Annotated in this window: 18 protein-coding genes and 2 tRNA genes; 13 read left to right on the top strand and 7 right to left on the bottom strand. The window is 33.2% G+C overall.

Features of this window, described 5'->3' with window-relative positions; genetic code table 11:
- Positions 1 to 167: 167 nt before the first annotated feature.
- From prfB to E5Z56_RS00200, 3 genes are all read left to right on the top strand, one after another.
- Positions 168 to 1,283 (top strand): peptide chain release factor 2, encoded by a 1,116-nt coding sequence (gene prfB, locus E5Z56_RS00210; RefSeq protein ID WP_022505637.1) that lies wholly within the window; start codon positions 168 to 170, stop codon positions 1,281 to 1,283.
- On the top strand, positions 1,283 to 2,494 hold the full coding sequence (locus E5Z56_RS00205; protein WP_138155987.1) for a cofactor-independent phosphoglycerate mutase: 1,212 nt from the start codon (positions 1,283 to 1,285) through the stop codon (positions 2,492 to 2,494). The genes prfB and E5Z56_RS00205 overlap by 1 nt, the downstream gene beginning before the upstream one ends.
- Before the next feature lie 213 nt (positions 2,495 to 2,707).
- Entirely contained in the window at positions 2,708 to 3,187 is a 480-nt protein-coding gene (locus E5Z56_RS00200) for a DUF2798 domain-containing protein (protein ID WP_138155986.1), read from the top strand.
- Between the two features lie 99 nt (positions 3,188 to 3,286).
- Here the strand turns inward: E5Z56_RS00200 and E5Z56_RS00195 are convergent, their stop codons facing one another.
- Together E5Z56_RS00195 and E5Z56_RS00190 are read right to left on the bottom strand one after the other, a co-directional pair.
- The gene (locus E5Z56_RS00195; protein ID WP_138155985.1) at positions 3,287 to 3,541 is read right to left on the bottom strand and encodes a TIGR03905 family TSCPD domain-containing protein; all 255 of its coding nucleotides are present in this window, start codon (positions 3,539 to 3,541) and stop codon (positions 3,287 to 3,289) included.
- Between the two features lie 57 nt (positions 3,542 to 3,598).
- Positions 3,599 to 3,674, bottom strand: a tRNA-Gly gene (locus E5Z56_RS00190).
- A 140-nt stretch (positions 3,675 to 3,814) separates the two neighbouring features.
- Between E5Z56_RS00190 and E5Z56_RS00185 the strand changes: the two genes are divergently transcribed.
- Complete coding sequence (locus E5Z56_RS00185) at positions 3,815 to 4,939, top strand: DnaD domain protein (protein WP_138155984.1); 1,125 nt, start codon at positions 3,815 to 3,817, stop codon at positions 4,937 to 4,939.
- 9 nt (positions 4,940 to 4,948) lie between these two features.
- On the top strand, positions 4,949 to 5,953 hold the full coding sequence (locus E5Z56_RS00180; protein WP_138155983.1) for an ATP-binding protein: 1,005 nt from the start codon (positions 4,949 to 4,951) through the stop codon (positions 5,951 to 5,953).
- A gap of 59 nt (positions 5,954 to 6,012) precedes the next feature.
- On the opposite strand, the gene E5Z56_RS00175 is transcribed toward E5Z56_RS00180, so the two are convergent.
- Positions 6,013 to 7,206, bottom strand: coding sequence for a metallophosphoesterase (locus E5Z56_RS00175; protein WP_138155982.1), 1,194 nt, complete (start codon positions 7,204 to 7,206; stop codon positions 6,013 to 6,015).
- Between the two features lie 204 nt (positions 7,207 to 7,410).
- Between E5Z56_RS00175 and E5Z56_RS00170 the strand changes: the two genes are divergently transcribed.
- The 3 genes from E5Z56_RS00170 (at position 7,411) to E5Z56_RS00160 (ending at position 12,291) form a co-directional block, all read left to right on the top strand.
- Positions 7,411 to 8,349, top strand: a complete 939-nt coding sequence (locus tag E5Z56_RS00170) for a DDE-type integrase/transposase/recombinase (protein WP_175405315.1) — start codon at positions 7,411 to 7,413, stop codon at positions 8,347 to 8,349.
- A 186-nt stretch (positions 8,350 to 8,535) separates the two neighbouring features.
- Complete coding sequence (locus E5Z56_RS00165; protein ID WP_138155980.1) at positions 8,536 to 10,419, top strand: DUF975 family protein; 1,884 nt, start codon at positions 8,536 to 8,538, stop codon at positions 10,417 to 10,419.
- Positions 10,420 to 11,100: 681 nt separating this feature from the next.
- A complete protein-coding gene (locus tag E5Z56_RS00160) occupies positions 11,101 to 12,291 on the top strand; it encodes a trans-sulfuration enzyme family protein (protein ID WP_138155979.1) in 1,191 nt (396 codons plus the stop codon).
- Between the two features lie 142 nt (positions 12,292 to 12,433).
- Here the strand turns inward: E5Z56_RS00160 and E5Z56_RS00155 are convergent, their stop codons facing one another.
- Complete coding sequence (locus E5Z56_RS00155; protein WP_138155978.1) at positions 12,434 to 12,871, bottom strand: RrF2 family transcriptional regulator; 438 nt, start codon at positions 12,869 to 12,871, stop codon at positions 12,434 to 12,436.
- 496 nt (positions 12,872 to 13,367) lie between these two features.
- On the opposite strand from E5Z56_RS00155, the gene E5Z56_RS00150 reads away from it, so the two are divergent.
- The 5 genes from E5Z56_RS00150 (at position 13,368) to E5Z56_RS00130 (ending at position 18,073) form a co-directional block, all read left to right on the top strand.
- Positions 13,368 to 13,441 (top strand) — tRNA-Gln (locus E5Z56_RS00150).
- Between the two features lie 173 nt (positions 13,442 to 13,614).
- Positions 13,615 to 14,088, top strand: coding sequence for a DUF4358 domain-containing protein (locus E5Z56_RS00145; RefSeq protein WP_175405314.1), 474 nt, complete (start codon positions 13,615 to 13,617; stop codon positions 14,086 to 14,088).
- A gap of 153 nt (positions 14,089 to 14,241) precedes the next feature.
- Positions 14,242 to 16,413, top strand: coding sequence for an ATP-dependent helicase (locus tag E5Z56_RS00140; protein WP_232842459.1), 2,172 nt, complete (start codon positions 14,242 to 14,244; stop codon positions 16,411 to 16,413).
- Positions 16,414 to 16,932: 519 nt separating this feature from the next.
- The gene (locus E5Z56_RS00135; RefSeq protein WP_232842458.1) at positions 16,933 to 17,745 is read left to right on the top strand and encodes a hypothetical protein; all 813 of its coding nucleotides are present in this window, start codon (positions 16,933 to 16,935) and stop codon (positions 17,743 to 17,745) included.
- A 94-nt stretch (positions 17,746 to 17,839) separates the two neighbouring features.
- Positions 17,840 to 18,073: a hypothetical protein gene (locus E5Z56_RS00130; RefSeq protein ID WP_138155975.1), complete on the top strand. Its 234-nt coding sequence runs from the start codon at positions 17,840 to 17,842 to the stop codon at positions 18,071 to 18,073.
- A gap of 60 nt (positions 18,074 to 18,133) precedes the next feature.
- On the opposite strand, the gene E5Z56_RS00125 is transcribed toward E5Z56_RS00130, so the two are convergent.
- The 3 genes from E5Z56_RS00125 to E5Z56_RS00115 all read right to left on the bottom strand — a co-directional run bounded on the left by E5Z56_RS00125 (position 18,134) and on the right by E5Z56_RS00115 (position 20,454).
- Positions 18,134 to 18,496 carry a P-II family nitrogen regulator gene (locus E5Z56_RS00125; RefSeq protein WP_022505651.1) on the bottom strand — a complete coding sequence of 121 codons (363 nt, stop codon included), beginning with the start codon at positions 18,494 to 18,496 and terminating at the stop codon, positions 18,134 to 18,136.
- A 30-nt stretch (positions 18,497 to 18,526) separates the two neighbouring features.
- A complete protein-coding gene (locus E5Z56_RS00120) occupies positions 18,527 to 19,081 on the bottom strand; it encodes an HAD-IB family phosphatase (protein WP_138155974.1) in 555 nt (184 codons plus the stop codon).
- 89 nt (positions 19,082 to 19,170) lie between these two features.
- Positions 19,171 to 20,454, bottom strand: coding sequence for an ammonium transporter (locus tag E5Z56_RS00115; protein ID WP_138155973.1), 1,284 nt, complete (start codon positions 20,452 to 20,454; stop codon positions 19,171 to 19,173).
- Positions 20,455 to 20,704 lie beyond the last annotated feature (250 nt).

Here is a 20,704-nt window from a genome sequence, read left to right as displayed (position 1 = left end):
AGTACATAATACACTTATTATGCTACTAATTTTAATATATTATATCAAATATATTATCATATATCAATACATTTTTTCTAATATTTGTATTATGTTTAAGATGATTATTTACATTTTTGAAATTATGGGATATAATGAATTGTGATAATGTAAATGAGGTATGTATTATGGTACAGTTTGAAGAATTAAAATTAAAACTAGAGGGTTTAAAGCCTGAGATTGATGACTTGTCGGATGCACTGGGTCTTTCGGCTATTAAAAGTGAAATTCAACAGTTAGAGAATCGTGCTGCTGAACCTGGTTTTTATGATGATATTGAAAAGAGTCAGAAGATTCTTAAGAGAACTTCTGACCTTAACGCAAAGGTAGATAACTTTAATTCGCTTGTAGATAAGTATGAAGATACCTTAACTCTAATTGAACTTGGAGATGAGGAAGAGGACTTGTCTCTACTTGAAGAAGCAGAAAGTGAAGTTGCTAAAGTAGAGGAAATTCTGGAAAAGCAAAGACTACAAACTTTGCTAACAGGTGAATATGACAAGAACAACGCTATCCTTACTTTCCATGCAGGTAGTGGTGGTACAGAAGCTCAGGACTGGGCTGAAATGCTTTATAGAATGTACACTCGTTGGGCAGCAGACCATGGCTTTAATGTTAAGGAAGTTGACTACCTAGAAGGTGATGAAGCAGGACTAAAGTCTGCTGTACTTTTAGTTGAAGGTGAAAATGCTTACGGCTACCTAAAGAGTGAAGCCGGTGTTCATAGATTAGTTAGAGTATCACCATTTGACTCAGCAGGTAGAAGACATACAAGTTTCAGTTCACTTGAAGTTATGCCTGAAATTAATGACGATATTAAAATCGACATTCGTGACGAAGATATTAAAATGGATGTTTACCGTGCATCAGGAGCAGGTGGACAGAAAGTTAACAAAACTTCATCAGCAGTTAGACTAACACATATTCCAACAGGTATTGTTGTTGCTTCTCAGGTTGAGCGTAGCCAATACCAGAACAGAGATGTGGCTATGAAAATGCTTATGTCTAAGTTGATGGAAATTAAAGAAAGAGAACATTTAGACAAAATCGAAGATATTAAGGGCGTTCAGAAGGAAATTACATGGGGTAGCCAGATTCGTTCATATGTATTTATGCCATATACACTTGTTAAAGACCATAGAACAAACTATGAAACAGGTAATGTAAATGCAGTTATGGACGGTGACCTTGACGGTTTCATTAACGCTTACTTAAAGATGATTGGACACAAGGAGAATCAATAATGAAATATTTAGTAATGTTATGTGACGGTATGGCTGATGAGCCATTTGAAGAGTTAGGCAACAAAACTCCTATGGAAGTTGCAAATAAACCTATGATGGATTTACTTGCATCAAAGGGTGAAGTAGGTATGGTTAAGACAGTAGCAGAGGGATTAAAACCCGGTTCTGATGTTGCTAACCTTTCTGTACTTGGCTATGAACCTGCAGTTTATTATACAGGCAGAAGTCCTCTGGAAGCAGCATCAATCGGTATTGATTTAAAAGAAACTGATGTTACACTAAGATGTAACCTTGTAACTTTGTCTGATGAAGAAAATTACGAAGACAAAACAATGGTTGACTATTGCGGTGGCGATATTAGTACAGAAGAAGCAAAGGTTCTTATTGATTATATTGATGAAAAGTTAGGCAATGACATTTTTAAGTTCTATGCCGGAGTTCAGTATAGACATTGCTTAGTATGGGCTAACGGTGACAAAGACAATGTTTCTTTCACACCACCTCATGATATTTCTGAAAGAGTTATCAAGGATTATATTCCAACAGGCAGCAAGGTTCAGCCACTATATGATTTAATGAAAAAGTCTTATGACTTACTAAAAAACCACCCACTAAACCAAAAGAGAATTGCTGAGGGTAAGCGCCCTGCTAACTCAATTTGGCTATGGGGTGAAGGTACAAAGCCTGTTCTTGACAGTTTCTATAATAAGTTCAAGAAGAAAGGCTCAATGATTTCAGCAGTTGACCTACTAAAGGGTATTGCTATTTGTGCCGATATGGATAGTATTGATGTTGACGGTACAACAGGTTACATTGATACTAACTTTGAAGGTAAAGCAAAGGCTGCCATTGAAGAATTTAAGAAAGGTCAAGACTTTGTTTATATTCATGTTGAAGCACCTGATGAATGTGGTCACAGAGGTGAATACAACAACAAGGTAAAGGCCATTGAATTAATTGATGAAAAGATTTTAACACCTGTAGTTGAATTCTTAAAGGGTTATGATGATTTTGCAGTTCTTGTATGCCCTGACCATCCAACTCCACTTAACATTAAAACTCATTCATCAAATCCTGTTCCATTCCTAATTTATAATAGCAAGGATGAAAAGAACAGTGGTGTAGATGTATTCACAGAAGCAAATGCTAAGAAAACCGGTGAATACATTGAAAAAGGTTTCACAATGATGAATTACTTCCTAAGTAAGTAATTTTCAATAAAAATCTAAAGTAATAGCGTGTAGATTTTTCTACACGCTATTGTTGATTTTATGGACTTTTTGTGATAAAATGACTAAGCAAATTAAATATAGGGTATAAATTGGAAACGCACATTACTTTTCTAGTGATGATAACGAACAACACAAAATTTTTAATGTGTTGTTTTTTTTATTATTATTTTTTAGAAAAGTGAGGAAAAATTTATGCCAAAGACAAAATTTCAAGATGTTATTTTTACTATTATGATGGTTATCCTAATGGTGTATGCAATGATTTGTTATAACATTGCAATCAGTATGGGAGGACTAAGTAATCAGGTATTTTTAATGGCTTTTTCAGAAATGCCAATTATGTGTGCCGTAGCTTTTGTACTGGAATTTTTAGTAGTAGGCAGAGTTGTAAAGAATATAACTTTCAAAACTATTGACCCTGCAAAGACTCAACCAATCTTTATTACTCTAATGATTTCAGCACTAACAGTTTGTTTTATGTGTCCTGTAATGAGCTTTGTTGCATCAGTTCTGTTTAATTACAGTGGTGCAGATAAGATTGTTTCAACTTGGTTACAGATTACAGTTATGAATTTCCCTATGGCTATGTTCTGGCAGTTATGTTATGCCGGTCCAATAGTGAGAAAGATTTTTAGAACAATTTTCAAGAAACAACTTGCTAAAGATAAGTAAAATTTAATGTAAATATAAAAATGCCGACTAATTACTAGTCGGCATAAATTTTTGTTTTTTAATTTTTGGACTCTATTATGTGAAAGTTATATTGAAAAATTAAAATTCTTCAACTGCTTCTTCAATAGCATTAGCAAGCTGATCAGGACAGCTTGTACCTCTGCCTCTACAGTCAATGCCCTTTAGTCTTTTGATAGCTTCTTCAGCATCCATACCTTCAATCAAAGCTGCCACACCCTGAGTATTGCCGGCACAACCACCAACAAACTTTACATTTCTTACCTTACAATCATCATCAAGTTCAAAGTTAATTTGTCTTGAGCAAACACCATGTGGTGTATATGTATATGTCATAACCATTTCCTCCTAAATTGTATAAATAAAAAATAGTGGTCAAAAACCACTATTTACTGGAGCGGATGACGGGGCTCGAACCCGCTACCTCCACCTTGGCAAGGTGGCGCTCTACCAGATGAGCTACATCCGCATATCTTCACAACAATTGTATTATATCATAAAATTTCAAATAGTCAAGATAAAACTTTGAAAAAAACTTTATTTTTCGTCAAAATTATGGTACAATCTGTGTTACAATATAAAGAGAATTAGAAGAAAGGGTGTTTTGCATTGTTAATTGAACTTAATTTAGGCAAGTGGGGTTCTATTTTTCCGGTACCTAATAGTGTAGTTGATGAAGATATTAAGTTAGCAACAGAAAATCAACTAAAGGTACTTCTATATGTTTTGCGACATAACGGAGATACACTTACAGAAGAAATTTTAAGTGACAAGCTAGGTATAAATAGTGATGATGTTACAGATGCCCTAAACTTTTGGGTTAGTAGGGAAGTACTTTCAAATACTTACGATTTACCACTTAGAGATACTGCATCGGTTCAAAAACCTAAAGTACAACCTGCTAGGGAAACTGTTTCAAGAAACACACCACCTAGAACAAATGCACCTAACCCTACTGTAAACCAAGTACAACAAAATCCAATTCCAATAAATCAAGGTTCTGTAAATCAAAAGCCGGTTAATAACACTGTGCAAAATGTAGAAACTGTAAAAGAAGTTAAAAAGCCAAGACCACTTTCTCGTCAACAAAAGCCTGATTCAGTTTTTGTTGCTCAAAGATTAAAGGAAGATAAGCAACTTGCAGAACTTCTTGAAGAAGTACAGAATGTGTTTGGTAAGCCAATTTCAAGTGGTGATATTGCAACACTTGTTATGTTGCATGAAACAGATGGTTTGCCTTGTGAAGTACTTATGATGCTTGTCTACTATTGCCATTCTATCGGTAAAGACAATATGAGATATATTGAGAAAATGGGTGTTGAATGGGCAGCTAATGACATTACTACCCTTGAACGAGCAGATGAAAGAATTGCCAATATGCAAACTTATGGGGAAAGCTGGAAACGAGTTTCTCAGATTATCGGTATGTATAATTCAGGTTATCCAACAAAAGCACAACAGGAAAATTCCAACCGTTGGGTAAATGAATGGAAGTTTTCTGATGAAATGATCAAGGAAGCATATGAAAGATGTGTAAATCATAAGAATAAGTTTAACATTTCTTATACAAATGGTATTCTTAAGAATTGGCACAAAAACGGTATTACAACATTACAAGAATTAAGAGATTTTGAAGAAAAGAAATCTATCACAAATTCAACTAACAAAAATCAAGAAAAACAAGCTGTATCATATGATATAGACAGTTATGAAGATTTCAGTATGTTTGACTAAGAGGTTAATATGGGGTTCAACAGTAAAATTAATCAAAAAGCTGACGAAATATTAAATAATAAAAGGCTAGAGGCTCTACATAATCAGGACAGAATGAGGAGCATAGTGTATAGCCAATTTCCTAGATTACAAGAGATTGAACAACAATTGATTATCATAGGATCAGAAACTGCAAAAGCAGTTCTAAATGGTGGTTCAGCAGTAGAAATGACAAAGAAATTAGCTAAAGAAAGTTTAGCACTTCAAAGTGAAGCAAGAGATATTTTGGTTTCTCATGGTTACAAAGAAGATACTTTAGAACCACATTTTTCTTGTACTAAATGTAACGATACAGGAAGATACGATGATGAAAAAGGCAGAACAGTTCTTTGTGATTGTTTAAAGAAAATCAGAATTGATGTAGCATGTGATGAACTTAACAAGTCCTCACCACTTGAATTATCTTCATTTGATAATTTCAGCCTTGATTATTACGATATGGATATTCAGGAGGATAAGCAAGTTTCACCATATGAAAGAATGAGCAAAGTCCTTGCTTATTGCAAAAAGTATGCAAGAACTTTTTCTCTGGACTCACCAAGCATTATGATGAGAGGTGCAACAGGACTAGGCAAAACTCATTTAAGTTTAGCAATTGCCAATGAAGTTATCCAAAATGGTTTTGGTGTAATTTATGTTTCAGCACCAATGTTGCTTTCAACTTTGGAGAAAAGTCATTTTAAGTATGATTACGATACAGAGGAAGAAACAATAAATTCTCTTGTAACTTGTGATTTGCTTATTATTGATGACTTAGGAACAGAATTTCAGTCCAGCTATTCCACATCAACAATCTATAATATCTTTAATTCACGATTACTAAACAGAAAACCTACTATTATGAATACAAACTTAACTCTAAAAGATTTAGAGAAAAGCTATTCACCAAGGTTTGTATCTCGTGTAATGGGTAATTGTGCTAAGATTGACTTCTTAGGCAGAGATATTAGAAGACCTAGACCAAGAAGACAGTAAATATTTTTACATAATAAAAGACTCAAACTTTTTATGTTTGAGTCTTTTTCTATATGTGATTATTTAAAATTAACTGTAATAGGACAAATCTCAGCATGAGTACCAACTCTAATGTATGGACCGTAAATACCAACACCGGAAGTAACAATGTTGTGCATATTACCTTTCTTTAAGTAACCACAAGCATTTTCCCAAAATAGCTTAATAAAAATATTACCCGGAAAAATTTGTCCGTCATGAGTGTGACCACATAATAACACATCAGTACCAGCTTTGCTTAGTTCATCCAGTTCATTAGGTTCGTGATAAATAGTGAAGATAGGTTTTGATTTATCAAGACCTTTTAATAGTTCATCAGCACTTTTCTTTACTTCACCGGTAGCAGGTTTTTCATCATCTAATCTACCTGCAACATAAAATTTATTATCAATCAGCTTTACTTCATCAGTTAACAAGTTGATTTTAGCTTTCTTAAAGAATGAGTCCATTCTCTTGTCATGTTCAAGTGTTTTGCCTGTACTAAATGTAAAACCGGCAAGTATCTTTTGGTTTACATCGTGATTACCCCAACAAGCATATGTACCATATGTACTTTTCATTTGAGAAAGTAAATTTGCTAACTTGTCAGGATCTTCAAGTGAATTATAGTCATTGTCATAAATATCACCGGCAATACACACCAAATCAGGCTTTTGTTCATTTACCAGCTTAACCATCTTTTCAATTTGGTCAACACCGATACTGTAACCCATATGTAAGTCAGCTAATAGTACGACTTTCATACTTTTAACATTTTCAACTTGTTTGTTAACTGTTATGTTGTAATCGGTAACTTTAATGTCTCTGGCATTATAAAGTCCATAAGCAGAAACACCACCAATAATGGCAAGTGTAAGAATACCACTTATAATACTGTTTTTTCTTATCTGAAAGAAGTTATGTGGTGTAATCTTGAAAACTCTTCTTAACAGAATAGAAAGAAAATGACCGATAGCAACAATAATTAGTGTGTATATCAGTAGTGCAAACCAGTAGTTACCGACTCTTGTTGCCATTCGTTTAGTTTCTGTACCATAAGGCATCAAGAATCCAACAATAGGGGACACAGCAAATATACCGTAAATAATGTATATTATAACTTGTAGCCATTTTCTGCTGAATGTTTCTTGGCATTTAATTAAAAAGTTTTTCAGTCTATGTAGTATATAAATGTTTATAACAATATATACAGGAATTAAAAATAAAGCAATCATATCAAATCTCCTTAACACAGAAAATTATAGCACACATAATATACATTTACAATTAAATGTTGATATAAAATAGATTTATTACTATTTTGTTATTGTATGTGCTAAAATGATATGACCCAATAAAAAAGAGGAGTAACTTCAAAATATGGTATAATGGAATCGCTAAAAAAACATTAACCTAAGAAAGAAGTACTCCTCATGAATATGATAACACAAGAAGCAAAGAAAAAGCAAGCCATAGTAAAATACGCACTAAGAAAAGAAAAAAGCAAAGCAAGTAGAGTGTACGGTGTAAGTCTTTCAAGCGTAAAGAGATGGTGTAACCAATATGACGGTACCTGGCAATCGCTATTGCCTAAATCACACAGACCACATAGTCATCCTAACAGGCACACAAAAAGAGAAGAAAGACAAATTAGAAATTCTTTCAAAAAGTGCTATGAAAGATATGGATGGGATGGAGTATACAGTGATTTAAAGAGAAAAGGATATACAAGAAGCTACTCAGGAATGATATATGCAGCTAAAAGAATGGGCTTAGTAAAATATAAAAAGACCAAGAAAAAGAGCCGTAAGCATAGAAGATATCCGGAACTGTTAATACCTGGAGAAAAGGTGCAGATAGATGTAAAAGAAGTGCCATATAATTGCTTAAGAGGTAAGGCTTTAAGGGACGGAAAGCATTTTTATCAATGGACTGCAATAGATGAATGTACAAGGATGAGATTTGTATATGGGTTTGAAGAACATACACCGGAAAACTCAACCAAATTTTTGAAAATGTTATTGAAAGAATTTCCGTTTAAAATACAGACTATTCAAACAGATAACGGAAGAGAGTTCACATATAAATATCAGAGCAGTGAAGTGAAAAGTCCTTTTGAAATAGAATTAAACAAACTAGGTATAAATCATAAATTAATACCACCACGAACACCTTGGCACAACGGAAAGGTAGAAAGAAGTCATAGAAACGACCAAAGATATTTCTATGAATGGGAAACATTCAGAAATATTGAAGAATTAAACACAAAATTAAAAGGACATTTGGAATGGAGTAATAACAAAACAATGAGAACACTTGATTACAAGAGTCCAATGCAGTTATTGAGTGAAAAGTTAGAATTGAAATCCATTCATTAATTAATATTCATAATCAAAAGTCAGTAAAACAAGCGAAATATTAAATCGTATTTTATTTTTACCCTAAAATGGGTCATATCTATTTACAACACAGAAAATAGATTTATTACTATTTTGTTATTTAATTGATTTAAGTTAATTATTGTGATACAATAAAGTGAATGTTTGTGTATAAGGGGTGATATAGTGAATAGAAAAATGCTGAAAAAAAACGGCAAAAAGCATTTTAAAGCACATTATTGGATATGTGTTGTTGCCTGTTTACTTGCTTCGTTATTTGGTATTGAGTTTGTTGGTTCTACAGATATTGTAAAGGCTTTTACAAGTGATACTAGCCAAACAGACATTACAAGTGTTTCACCATTTGTTGCCAATACATATAGCTTAATTGATAACTTTATGGGTGAAGATAAAGAGAAGATAAAAGAATCTGCTACCAAACTTATGGATGATGAGAAGAATAAGGATGTTACCTATGGTGGACTTGAACTTGGTCGAAAAGACGGTGTCCTTGCTCATGTGGTAAATATGGTTTCATCAGGTTCAATGATTTTAACAATCCTTGTTGCTATTAAGAATGTAGCTGAGTCAAGTTATTTTTTAGCTGCAATTCTTGTTGTGATTTCTCTGCTACTGATAATCTTAATTTGGGCAATTATTTTCAATACATTTTCTGTTGCATACAGAAGAATCTTTATGGAAAGCAGAGTATATGAGAAGATGCCATTCCAAAGATTTTTGTTTATTTATAGGGATAGAAAATTGTTCAAAATTGCACTTACTGTTGGATTGAAAGAAGTATTTCAGTTTTTATGGAACTTAACAATAGTAGGTGGTTTCATCAAAAGATATTCCTATGCATTAGTACCTTATATTGTAGCTGAAAATAAGGATATTTCACCTTTAAAGGCTATTACATTATCAAGAAAAATGATGAAAGGTCATAAGTGGGAATTATTTGTTCTTGATATTTCTTTCATAGGTTGGTATATTTTAGATTTCCTTACATTGGGACTTTTAGGTATTTTCTTCCTAAACCCATATAAAGAATCTGTTGTTTGTGAATATTATGTAAATCGCAGAGAAAAGTGTAAATCAGAAAATCTAGCGAATATTGATTTATTAAATGATACATATTTGTATGAAAAAGCATCTAATGAAATAATCAGAAATTCATATAAAGATATTATTGAACTTATGGATACACCTGAACCTGTAATTCATAAGAGAAACAAGTTCCTTACTTTTGTAGCAAATGTATTTGGTGTAATTCCTACTTACAATCAGACAGAAAAGGAATACACAGAATTTACCGAAAGAAAAATCAAAATTGCCAACTTTAAGGATGTTATTAACGGATATACATACCCAACAAGACTTTATCCTTTAGGTGAAAAGGTGAGAAAACCAAGATTTGAACACCTACACTATATGAGAAGATACTCAGTAACTTCATTAATAATGATGTTCTTTATCTTCTGTTTTATGGGTTGGTTCTGGGAAGTAATTTTCCACTTTATCGAAAAAGGTGAGTTTGTAAACCGTGGTGTAATGCATGGTCCTTGGTTGCCTATTTACGGTAGTGGTTGTGTAATGATTCTTGTTTTACTGAATAAACTTAGGAAGAACCCTATTATTGAATTTATTTCAGCAGTTGTACTTTGTGGTATAGTTGAATATTTTACATCAGTATTCCTAGAATATCAGTACGGTAAACTTTGGTGGGACTATAGTGGATATTTCCTAAATATCAACGGTAGAGTTTGTGCAGAAGGTCTGCTTGTGTTTGGTGTTGGTGGTATTATTGTTGTTTATATAGTAGCACCATTACTTGATAACCTACTTCGTAAAATCCCATTTAAAATATCAATTACAATCTGTGTTGTACTTGTCCTAGCTTTTACAGCAGATAGGATTTATTCTTCAAAAGTACCTAACTCCGGTAAAGGTGTTACCGATTATAGTAGGGAAATTAAGTTAAAACCTAAGTCAACCAAAACCTCTTATAACCCTACTTGTAATGTAACGGATTTGGATAGTTATATTATCAGTAAATCAGCAAAATTGTAATTAATAAATTTAATAGTGTTAACTAAACTAATGGTCATACAGAAATGTATGACCATTTTTATGCCTATATTTTGTTTAATAGTTAATACAGTAAGATAAATCTGGGTTTGTGGGTGTGAATTACAACAAAATTTTGGCTCACAGTCGTAGGGGCTTCACTACAAAAGTTTTTTATTCAAAAACTTTTGCATAAGTTCACATTAGCAAATCAAACTTCGCCTATGGCTCGTTTTCTTTGATGTTCACTTAATTGTTCGCCCGAATAAAAGTATAGTATTTATGGAATTCTGTCCTATGCAGAAACTAGAAATTATAACCTACTACACAGGGCAAAGTACCTATATAAAGGCTAGTTTGTAACGGTCCAACACTGTTGGACCCTACACCTGTGAGTCATAGTTCTATATTACTTTAAGGTATTTATTCTTATTATAAATTTTTCTTTATAGTAAATTGAATTCAAAAGAAATTTACCTTTACCCACAACCAAAACTAAAAGACAAACCCTAATTTACCTTTACCTACAATTTAAGTTAAAAAAACAAAATGTATAGAGCTATTTTTTCAACACATAAAAAATCCAAAATAAAAAAATCAAAATTAGGTCTTGACAACAGGATAATAACAATGTATATTATAAACATACTAAACAGATAGGTTATATATGAAAGGGAGATAATTATGAGTAAAGATATTAATAACAACTTAGGTTTTCAGACAAGAGCAGTACATAAAGGTAACGGCATCGACAAAGAAACCGGTGCTATCAAAAGACCAATCACAATGGCAAACAGCTATGAATTACCTTATGACCCTAGTGACTTAAACTGGAGTAGTGCAGGTAAAAATCTTTATACAAGAAACGGTGGCTCTAACCAACAGTATCTACAAGAAAAACTTGCATCTCTTGAAGGTGGAGAAGATGCAGTAGTACTTGCCAGTGGTGTAGCTGCTTTATCAGGTTTATTCTTTGCATTACTAAAAAGTGGTGACCATGTAATTTTTTCAAGTGTCACTTATATTGCAGTTTATAGATTACTAAATGAACTTCTAAATAATAAGTTCGGTGTAGAAACAACTATTGTTGATACTTCAAATGTAGAAAATGTAAAGAAAGCTATTAAGCCTAATACAAAGCTAATTCATATTGAAACACCAGGTAACCCAACACTTACAATTTCAGATATTAAGGCTATTGCAAAGGTAGCACATGATAATGGTGCTTTACTTTCTGTTGATAATACTTTTGCTTCACCATACAATCAGCGACCTGTTGAACTGGGTGCTGACTTTACAGTAGAAAGTTTAACAAAGTATATTAACGGTCATGGTGATGCAATGGGTGGTGCTATTATCGGTAAGAAGAAGTATCTTGATATTATCAGAGCACAGTCACAGATTAACCTAGGTGCAACAATCAGTCCATTTAACGCATGGCTGATTATGAGAGGTTCTGTAACATTACCACTTAGAATGAAACAACATAACGAAAATGCACTAAAGGTAGCTAAGTACCTACAAACAGTTAAGGGTGTTAGTTTTGTTGCTTATCCCGGACTGGAAAATCACCCTAACCACCAAATTGCAAAAGAACAAATGACTAACGGTTATGGTGGTGTGTTGTCATTTGGTCTAAAAGCTGACCATGATACATATAATAGATTTGTAAGTCATTTAAATGTTATTACATCAGCAGTTTCTTTAGGTCACGATGAAAGCCTAATTGTATTCTTAGGTGAAAATGATGAAAGACAATATCTATATCCTGAAGAATTCCACAACGGTTTCTTTAGATTTAGTGTAGGTATTGAAGATGCCGATGATATTATTGCAGACTTGCAACAAGCATTTGAAAAAGAAAATTTAGTATAAATTAAAATTTCTTAACATAAAACTGAATTCCCTGTAAAAGAAAAGTAGATGCTTATATAGAATAAACATCTACTTTTTCTATATATAATAATGTATAGGCAGAAAAAAAGCCTTTCCATAGGGGAAAGGCTAAATTTAGGTATTAAATCATATAACTGTCCGAGGTTCTGTCTTTCTGCATATCAAGAATATCTTGCAAAGTAATGTTGTCAAGATAATTAGTGATAACTTCATAAAGACCTTGCCATACAGGTAAAGTCATACATTCACCGGCTCTTTCACATTCGTTAGGGTCTTGATCAAGACAAGCAACCGGTGCAATACTGCCCTCTGTAATTCTAAGAATTTCACCAACAGTATATTTATCAGCAGGTCTGGATAACTTGTAACCACCTTGATAACCTCTGTTAGTTCTTAATGTGTCAGCCTTGTTAAGAATAGGCACAATCTGTTCTAAATATTTTTTAGAAATATTTTGTCTTTCTGCAATATCTTTAAGTGCTACAAACCCATCATTGCCGTTTTCAGCAAGGTCAAGCATCATTCTTAGTGCATATCTACCTTTTGTTGATATTTTCATTTTATTACCTCTTTATTTTGTACATAATAACATACTATAATAATACCATATGATTAATAGGTTTTCAAGAGTAAATTTTCCCAAAAAGAAAAAAGACACCGAATTATTAATTCAGTGTCTGTCCTGTCACTTTTGAATACGGCGTCGTGACCTCAGTTGTCCCGAACCAAAAGGGTCTCGCACATAAACTTCAATTATGACAGAACCAATATTAGGTACGGCACCGTGTTCTCGATGGCTTTCGGGAACCAAAGGAACTTGCACATAAACCCTAATACTGTTTTCTTAAATTTAACATATACAGATAATAATATCAATATTTAATGTAAAATTGATTTAAAAAATAGAGGATAAGTCCCATAAATAGTATATTTAATGGGCAAAATAAAGAAAATAAAAAAATATTAAAAAAATTTATAAAAAAGGGTTGACTTTTCTTGAAAATAGTATATAATAAATATCGTTGTTGAGAGACACGACAACACAAATCAAATATAGAGGTATAGTGTAACGGTAACACTCCGGACTCTGACTCCGTCATTTAAGGTTCGAATCCTTATACCTCTGCCACAGAGCACTGATTTTCATCAGTGCTCATTTTTTTGTTTTAATAATAATTTTGTGATAATTGTGATATAATATAATTAAAAATCCTAAAATTTGTTATTTATTTTAATTGACCTTTTTCGTCAATAATAGTATAATTTGATACAGTAAAATATGAATATATGGAGGCAAACATAATGAAAAAAGTTTTAGCTATTACTTTATCACTTGTATTTGTGTTATTTGCATTTGCAGGTTGTGGTTCAAGTAGCAGTAATAAGGATGTTGAACTTGCTAAGGTTCTTTCTGATGTAAATGATAACGGTAATCTTTCTTCAATGAAGACTATCTCAAATACAAAGGATTTACAGAAGCAGTTTGATATTGACCCTAATACTGTATCAGATTTTATTGCAGAAGTTTCAGAAGATGGTGACTTCCCAACAACTGTTATTGTTACTAAGGCTAACGATGAAGAAGGCAAGGACAAGATTAACGATAAGTTAAATTCTTACCTAAACGAAAAGCTAAGCAATGCTCAGTCTTACAACACTGATCAGGTTTCTACTATTGAGGCTTGTAAAGTACAGGACAACGGTCTATATTCAATGTTAGTTATTGCTAAGAATCACGAAGACATTGAAAAGATTATCAATGGTTATTTTAGCTAATTAAATAAAGATTCCTAGCCACAACTTTTTGTTGTGGCTTTTCTTTTTTTATGATATAATGTATATGTTTGTATGATAATTCTATTAAAGAAATATAAAGAAAGTTTGAGATAGATTATGAGTTTAACTGAATTACAAAAAGAGTATTCTTTTATGAATGATATGCAGCAGAAAGCTGTTTTTAAGACAGAAGGTCCTGTTCTTATCCTTGCAGGTGCAGGTAGTGGTAAAACAACAGTTCTTGTAAACAGAATCAGCTATATTCTTCGTATGGGACTTTGCAGACCCTGGCAGATACTTGCTATCACTTTTACCAATAAAGCAGCTACAGAGCTTAAAGAAAGAATCTGCAAAGCAGTACCGGAACAAGGTGATGACATCTGGGCAGCAACATTCCACAGTACTTGTTCAAGAATTTTGCGTAGATATGGTGACAGAATAGGTTATTCTAACCATTTTACTGTTTATGATTCTGATGACCAAAAAAGACTTGTAAAAGAAATTCTAAAGCAACTTAATATTGATGAAAAGTTTTTACCTGTAAAAACTGTATTAAACGAAATTTCTCATGCTAAGGATAAAATGGAAACACCTGAAATGATGGAAGAAAAAGCCGGTTATGACAACCGTCTTGTTTCTATTGCTAAGGTTTATAAGCAGTATACAGGCAGACTTAAGTCCTCAGATGCAATGGACTTTGACGATATGCTATTAAATACTGTCCATCTTCTAAAGACTTGTCCTGATGTACTGGAGTATTATCAGAACCTATTTAAGTACATAATGGTTGACGAATATCAAGATACCAACAAAGTACAGTATGAATTTGTAAGACTACTTGCTGAAAAGTCAGGCAACATTTGTGTTGTTGGTGATGATGACCAGAGTATTTACAAATTCCGTGGTGCTACTATTGAGAATATTTTGTCATTTGAAAACAACTTCCCGGGAGCAGAAGTAATTAGACTTGAACAGAACTACAGAAGTACACAGACAATCCTTGATGCAGCCAATGAAGTTATTAAGCATAACTCAGCCCGTAAAGGTAAAACATTATGGACAGAAAATAAAAAGGGTGATAAGGTTACTTTCTATACTGCTTTTTCCGAAAGAGATGAAGCAATGTTTATTGCCGATAAAATTCTTGATGGCGTAAAAGAGGGAAGAAAGTTCTCTGACTTTGCAGTTCTATATAGAATGAATGCACAGTCAAATGCAGTGGAACATTCACTTTCAAGAGCAGGTATCCCACACAGAATTATCGGTGGCCACCGTTTCTATGACAGAGAAGAAGTTCGTGATATGGTAGCATATCTTCATGTTATCAATAACCCTCATGATGATATAAGACTTAGAAGAATTATCAATAAGCCTAAGAGAGCAATAGGTGCAACAACAGTTGAAAAAGCTGCTAATATTGCAACTAACCTAGGTGATAGTATTTATAATGTTATCAAAGAGGCAGATGCCTATCCTGACCTTTCAAGAGCAGCTAAAAAGCTAAAAGAATTTGTTGCATTGATTGATGGTTTCATTGATGCAGTAAATAGCAATATGTATAGTCTAGCTGAAATCTATAACCTTATCCTAGAGCATACTGATTATGAAAGATATATCAGAACAGAAAAAGATAAGCCGGATGAAAGAATTGAAAATATAGAGGAACTTCGTTCTAATATTGTTAATTTCGAAAAGGAATATGAAGAAAATGCTGACCTTACAACATTCCTAGAAGAAATTTCTCTACAAACAGATATTGATAACTATGATGCCGACTCCGATACAGTAGTAATGATGACACTTCATAGTGCAAAGGGTCTTGAATTCCCTGTAGTATTTATTCCGGGTATGGAAGAGGGAATTTTCCCATCAAATATGACAATTATGAATCCGGAAGAAATGGATGAAGAACGCAGACTTGCATATGTAGGTATCACAAGAGCAAAAGAAAAACTTTACCTACTGAGGGCTCAAGACAGAATGTTATTCGGTTCAACTCAGCATAACCGACCATCAAGATTTACTAAGGAAATTCCTGAAGAATTAGTTGATTTACAAGGAAAGGAAAGAAAAGAAAAAGTAAGCGAAGACTTCTTGAAATATGGCAAACCTAAGAAGAACTTCTCAGGCTTTAAGAAAACACCTACAACCACCCCTAAGTCAACTACATATGCAGTAGGGGATGCAGTAATGCATAAAGTTTTCGGTAAGGGTACAATCGTAAGAGCAGACAAAATGGGTAACGACCAAATGTTGCAAATTGCCTTTGATACTGCCGGTACAAAAACCCTAATGGCAAACTTCTGTAAAATGGAAAAACTTTAATTTTATTTTAATTCTTATTGTTTAGATTATTATAAGTCAGACAAGTAAGAGTTTGTGGGCGTGAATTATAACAAAATTTTGGCTCACAGTCGTAGGGGCGAACAGTGTTCGCCCGTTTAATAGTAAAATGTTTTATGTAACTTTGTCCTTTGTAGAAACTAAAAATTATAACTTACTACATAGGGCAATATGTCAATAAAGAGGCTGATTTGCTCGGTCCAACAGTGTTGGACCCTACACCTGTGAGACATAGTTTTGTATGGTTTTATGGTATATATTCTCACTATAAATTTTTCTTTATAGCCGATTGAATTTAAAACAAATTTACCTTTACCCACAGACAAAATTGAAAAACCCAAATTTACAGAACTGATTAATCTTAACCAACAATCAAGAAATTAAAAATTAACAAAATAAAATTTATCTATTCAATCACAAAATCAGAAAACCTCCATATGATATAGTGTTACACCGTCAATGACGGAAACAAAAGTTTCACTATGTATGGAGGTTTTACTTATGGCAGAAAGTCCTTTTGGTGAACATACTGCTTGCAACCCTAAGGAATCTATTTGTATTGATGCCCAACGAATATATGACAGTTGTGGAGATAAGGATTGCCTTAGCGATTTAAGGGTGTATTTTACCGAACAAAGCCAATCAGTAATTGACGGTGCAGTATCCGTCAGAATTAAGTCAGCAGATGTTATTACAGTGTATTCAACACTAGAGCAAGTACCATTCCATAGAGGCTTTTATTCTGTGGATATGACCTTCTTCTTTGATGTTGCTATTGAGGCATTTATGTCACCGGGTAGTTGTCCGGTAACAGTAAACGGTCTTGCAATTCATAGTAAAAAGGTTATTCTTTATGGTAGTGAGGGAAGTGTAAAGACTTTCACAAGTGAATACAACTATGATGAGTGTGATTGTAAACAACTTCAACCATCACAAAATCTACCGAAAGCTACTGTTCAGGTAGCAACACCAATTGCTCTTTCTGCAAAGGTTTGTGAGTGCAAATGTCCTTGCAATCCACCTTGCAGAATTCCTGAGTCAATTTGTCGTAGATTTGGTGGAGATTTCTTGCAGAACGGTTCAATGTCAGTGTATGCAACAATCGGTATCTTTACAATAGTACAGATAGAACGAAATGTACAAATGCTTATACCGGCATATGACTTCTGTATTCCTGAGAAAGAGTGTGTCACAACTTCGGATAATCCTTGTGAAATGTTCAATAGACTTGAATTCCCTACAAATGAATTTTTCCCACCAACAGTTTGTGATATTGGTGATGAAAATAAAAAGCCTGATTGTGGTTGTAAATAAAAATAACTGCCATCCTTATGGGTGGCAGTTTTCTTATATATTTTTCTTTACCGTTTGATAAATTAGGGGTATAATAATTTATGGTGATAGTAAAATGAATGAAATGTGGATTAAAAATATTGAAAATATTTCAATTAATAATGAAGTAGGGGAATGTCCTTTTTGTTGCAGTAATGATACAAATTATTGTGATGTTGAGGTCAATAATGGTTATGGGTATGAGATAATATGGTGTAATAATTGTAAAAATGCTTGTCATATATCTCGTATTAAAATAACTGCACAAAGCCATACAAATATTAATATACCTAAGGATTTGAAATTTTGAGCATAGAAAAACCGTCTTATTAAAAGACGGTTTTATTTATATAGTTGTATTATTGAATATTTAACATTCATTAGCACCCATTAGTGCAGCAACTCCTCGTTCACCTGTTCTGATTCTTAGAACATCAACAACTTCAGTAACAAAGCACTTACCGTCACCAACTGTACCTGTCTTTAAACATTTTTCAACTGTTTTTAGTACTTCTTCATATGGAATTTCAGAAACAACAACAGTAACCTTGATTTTCTTAATTAGGTTAACATCTCTTTTGACACCTCTGTAATATGTGTGACCTTTCTGCATACCACAACCGTTTACATCAGAAACTGTCATACCGTTAACACCAAGGTAGTTAAGTGCTTCTTTTAAATCATCAAAAAGTTCAGGACGAGTAATAATTTCAACCTTATAAATTTTATTCATTGTCAAAACCTCTTATTAAATAGTTTTTGTTTACCAATCTTTTAGTTCATCACCTTTTACAAGAAAGGCTTTCTTTGAAATTTCAGCAAGGGGAGAGTCACTGTAACTGTCACTGTAAAAGTCATCAATTTTTCCATTAGGAAACATTTCGTAAAATCTTCTGACTTTTTCTTTACCATGACAGTTTATTCCTTCATATTTGCCTGTTTTCTTATCAACTTTAGATGCCATTAGGTACTTAATTCCCAGTTCCTTACAAATAGGTTCTAAGAGAAATTCGGGGGAAGCCGAAATAATAACATCATCTTCTCTTTGTGTTTTGTAGTACCAATCTTTAATATTATTCTTATGACTTGCCCAAAATTCAGGTAAGTCCTTTTCTATATTAACATAAGGTAAGAAACGATACATCTTTTCTTTAAAATCAGTTTTGTTACCTTTTTTAAGTACATAAAACTTTGTAAAAGCCTTAATTAAACCGGGAAAAGTCTTAATAATACCTTTATGTCTTTTTAAGCAAAATAAGTAGAAATCTTTAGTAGAGTCCCCATTATATATAGTTTTATCAAAATCGTAACAGTTCATAAATACCTCTCAAATTGGATTTTATACTATTATATATTTTTTTGTAGCAAAATTCAATAAGGAGGTATTTTATGAAATAATTATCTTAATTAAATGTCAGCCGGATAAGCAACTTCACCATGTTGTGATTCGTCAAGGCCAAGTCTTTCAACTGTATCAGAAACTCTAAGTTTCTTAACAAATAGCTTAACAATACCGGCACAAATTAGTGTACCAACTACTGCAATTATAATAGTAACTATAATGCTTTCTGCTTGTGCAAGGAATAGGTGATAGTCACCAAATACAAGGCCATCCCACTTTGCACCTGACTCAACACCGGGAGCAAGTTCCTTAACACCAAAGATACCTGTTGCAAGACCACCCCAGATACCACCAATGCCGTGACAACCAAAAGCATCAAGTGCATCGTCAATCTTTAGAACCTTTTTAATTAGGTGTACACCACCGACACAAATAGGGCTAACAAGTAAACCAATAATAATAGATGCCCAAATTGGTACAAATCCAGCCCCAGGAGTAATTGCAACCAGACCAACAACTAAACCTGTAGAACAACCAACAAGTGTTGGCTTTTTGGCAGTAATAATATCCATAATCAGCCATGAGATTAAACCACAAGCTGATGAAATACCTGTTGTCATAAATGCATGAACTGCAGTACCGTTAGCAGCTAAAGCACTACCTGCATTAAATCCAAACCAACCGAACCATAGGAATGCAGCACCTAAAAGAACAAATGGAATGTTGTGTGGTTGATAACTGTTTTTGTGGTAATCTCTTCTTTTGCCAAGAATAATAGCAAGTACAAGACCGGTAATACCTGAACTGATATGTACAACATTACCACCGGCAAAGTCAACAGAATCAAGGTAAAGTCCTGTTCCGAATAAACCTGAACCACCTTCAACTTCTGCTCCCATAAATCCACCACCCCAAACCATATGGGCTAGAGGATAATAAACAAGTAAAGACCATAAACAGATGAATGGTACAAGAGCTTTAAACTTCATTCTACCTGCTACTGCACCGGTAATAAGTGCCGGTGTAATAATAGCGAACATCATCTGGAATGCACAGAATAGTAGGTCAGGAATTTCAAGACCTCTTGTGCTTTCACTAATACTAACACCACTAAGACCTAAGAAGTCAAAGTTACCGATGAAACCACCATTGTCACTACCAAATGATAATGAATAACCAAATAGTACCCACATCAGTACAGCAGTACCGGCAATGAACATTGTAGCCATCATTGTGTTAATTACATTTTTCTTTCTTACTAGTCCTCCATAAAAGAATGCAAGTGCCGGTGTCATAATAAACACCAATGCAGTGCAAACCATCATAAAAGCTATACTACCCCTATCCATTTTTTGTTCTCCTTTCAATATGGAAATAGAATAAAAAAAGACAAAGACGCAAACTACCTCTAGGTAGTTGACCTCTTTGTCTGAATTTAGTTTAGCATAATAAAATTTGCTTGTCAATACTTTATTTCTTGCAAAATTATAAAAATTAATTAAATATATGTCTAAAATACTTGTGAAATTGCAATTAAAATAAAATATCTTGCATTTATTTGTTATTAATAAACAAATAATTAATGTGAAATTATAAAAA

Source organism: Ruminococcus bovis, assembly GCF_005601135.1.
GTDB classification, from domain to species: Bacteria; Bacillota; Clostridia; order Oscillospirales; family Acutalibacteraceae; genus Ruminococcoides; species Ruminococcoides bovis.
The sequence above is the reverse complement of the archived record's forward strand: the minus strand, read 5'-3'. Positions and strand labels throughout refer to the sequence as shown.